Consider the following 2109-nt stretch of genomic DNA (forward strand, 5'->3'; position numbering starts at 1 on the left):
GATCTCGTGAATCCAGTGCTCACCCTCGGGCGGCTTTGAGACCAGCTTGGCTCCATCGGCGGAATGAACTCGAGGCGGCCGCCGCCGGTACTTACAATTTTACGCACCCAGTCAATACTAGGTACAAAGCTATATTAGCCAGAGTGAACGGAACGTGATTCCACAGGGGTGTGGCAACGAAAGCTGCTTCCCGGCGTTGCTGTTGATCCGAATCCGAAGGAGGACCAGAATGGCTGACGACAGGAGCAAGCGGGATTTCCGAGACCGCAACCGCGTATCGGCGGACGAAGACTATGAGGTACAATACTTCGCCGAGCAAAACGGCGTGTCGTCCGACCAGGTTCGGCAGTTGATCAAGACCTACGGCAATGATCGCACCCGCCTTACAGAAGCAGCAAAATCGCTTCGTCTCAGTTGATCCCCGAACAAATGCACCAACGCAATGCCGCGATATTTCTTCGACTTCGCGGATGCCAATGACGTATATCCGGACGATCAAGGCACCGATCTTCCAGACGTCGAAGCAGCCAAGGTCGAGGCTGCAAAGGCCTTGGCGGCGATCGTGAAAGACAAGGCAGACGGTTCTGACCGCAGCTTTGCGATGATCGTTCGCACCGAGACGGGCGAGGTTTTGCTACACGCTAGGATCAAATTCGAAATTGAGATGGCGCACTAGATGTGAGCGGGCGTCATAGAAAATACGCACGAGCGAGCGCGTACCCGGCCAATATCAACATTGAGAGCACATAAATAACCAGGAGCAACGGAACCACAGATGGTTCGCGATCGAAGGCGTCAGCTTCGTCCTGTTCCTCAAACAGGTTGTGATCCAGCCTGGCTTTCGTGACCACCGTATGGTCCGGCCCATTTTTGCCGTCGGTCTCTCTCGAAATCCTTGTCGCGATATCCGCTCGGATCACTGGATCCTCCGGCAGGTCGCTCGGGGTTTCGCTCACCGCGTCAATGTCAAATAAGCCCGCCCCCTCCGGAAGAGGACGCGGCCGGGCCGATCGGTGAGAGACTTGCTGCGTTAAGATGAACCGCCGCGCCGGTCGGGTGTTACAGCAGTAAAAGTCCCGCCGCACATGCCAGGACGGCGGGACCCGATCAAGCGACTTGCACCAGGCAGGGGGGATGCGGGGGGTGGGCTTGCCCGGTTGCGCGCGGACCGTCAGGGACCATAGGCGCATCAGTTGCAATGCGTCCACCAATCAACGGTTGGATCACTAGACTAGCTTCGCCCATCGCAACGATTTCGGGAACTGGTCAGATCATCCCGGGTCGCTATCGTCAGCATCCGAATGAAAGGAACGCAAGGCCGCCGATGACGTCCTACAAGTCACGCTGCGAGCTGATCCTCGCGGGCATCCGCGAAACGAGCAAGGAGCGCCAGGGGCGGTCATCAAAGCGATCGGGCGAGCGGCGGAGCCGAGCCGAAATGGACATTTGGCTTCCCCCAAACCACTGCCTCACCAAGCCGTCTTTCCGAATATTCTACGGACAATCTCGTCTTCATTCGCATCAAAGCAGCGGCCGTGACTGAGAAACACCCGCCGCGGTTGCCACGACTGGAGTTTGCCTATTACTGCCCGTGCTTTCTGCCGATGCAGGAGAATTGGCAGCCGCATGCCAAGGAAGGTCCGCCCGTGCGGGTGAGCCATCCCAGTCAGCTTCGTCACCGTGCGCCAAGGCTCATCGATCATGTCCAATTCGAGATTGATGATCGTGACTGTAAGAATCAGCGTCTTTGACGCTTGGTGGAAGAATATGAACTCTTTGAAGTAGCCACCGGGAAACAGTGTCTGGTCCATGTCCCGCCGCCACTCCTCCGGCGGATCGGCTTCCAAATCTCGAGCGAACGTCACATCAGCATGCCGTGCGCGTGCTCTTTGGCGGACTCTGGGCGATGCCCATGTGGTTGCCTCAGGGAAAGCCTTCGACCACTCAGGTCAGAGGCACGCAAAAAGATAGGACTGCGACGCTTGGCCACTTGGACACAAAGAGATGAGAGAGAGCAGCGCACGTCAGATGCTGCACGGTCATTAATCGATGTCGAGCGCGCGGCCCGAGACGCAAAGACGGCTCGGCTCCGGGAGCAGCGGCTGAAGG

Annotated in this window: 4 protein-coding genes; 2 read left to right on the top strand and 2 right to left on the bottom strand. The window is 57.8% G+C overall.

What is annotated here, in order from left to right:
* Positions 1 to 229: 229 nt before the first annotated feature.
* Together E5W70_RS32060 and E5W70_RS32065 are read left to right on the top strand one after the other, a co-directional pair.
* Positions 230 to 418 (top strand): DUF3606 domain-containing protein, encoded by a 189-nt coding sequence (locus E5W70_RS32060; protein WP_292665331.1) that lies wholly within the window; start codon positions 230 to 232, stop codon positions 416 to 418.
* 24 nt (positions 419 to 442) lie between these two features.
* Complete coding sequence (locus E5W70_RS32065) at positions 443 to 676, top strand: hypothetical protein (protein ID WP_292665332.1); 234 nt, start codon at positions 443 to 445, stop codon at positions 674 to 676.
* Between the two features lie 13 nt (positions 677 to 689).
* Here the strand turns inward: E5W70_RS32065 and E5W70_RS32070 are convergent, their stop codons facing one another.
* Together E5W70_RS32070 and E5W70_RS32075 are read right to left on the bottom strand one after the other, a co-directional pair.
* Positions 690 to 956 carry a hypothetical protein gene (locus E5W70_RS32070; RefSeq protein WP_292665334.1) on the bottom strand — a complete coding sequence of 89 codons (267 nt, stop codon included), beginning with the start codon at positions 954 to 956 and terminating at the stop codon, positions 690 to 692.
* A 513-nt stretch (positions 957 to 1469) separates the two neighbouring features.
* Complete coding sequence (locus E5W70_RS32075; RefSeq protein WP_292665336.1) at positions 1470 to 1811, bottom strand: hypothetical protein; 342 nt, start codon at positions 1809 to 1811, stop codon at positions 1470 to 1472.
* Between the last annotated feature and the right edge of the window lie 298 nt (positions 1812 to 2109).

This window comes from Mesorhizobium sp., from assembly GCF_005063415.1.
Taxonomy (GTDB): Bacteria; Pseudomonadota; Alphaproteobacteria; order Rhizobiales; family Rhizobiaceae; genus Mesorhizobium.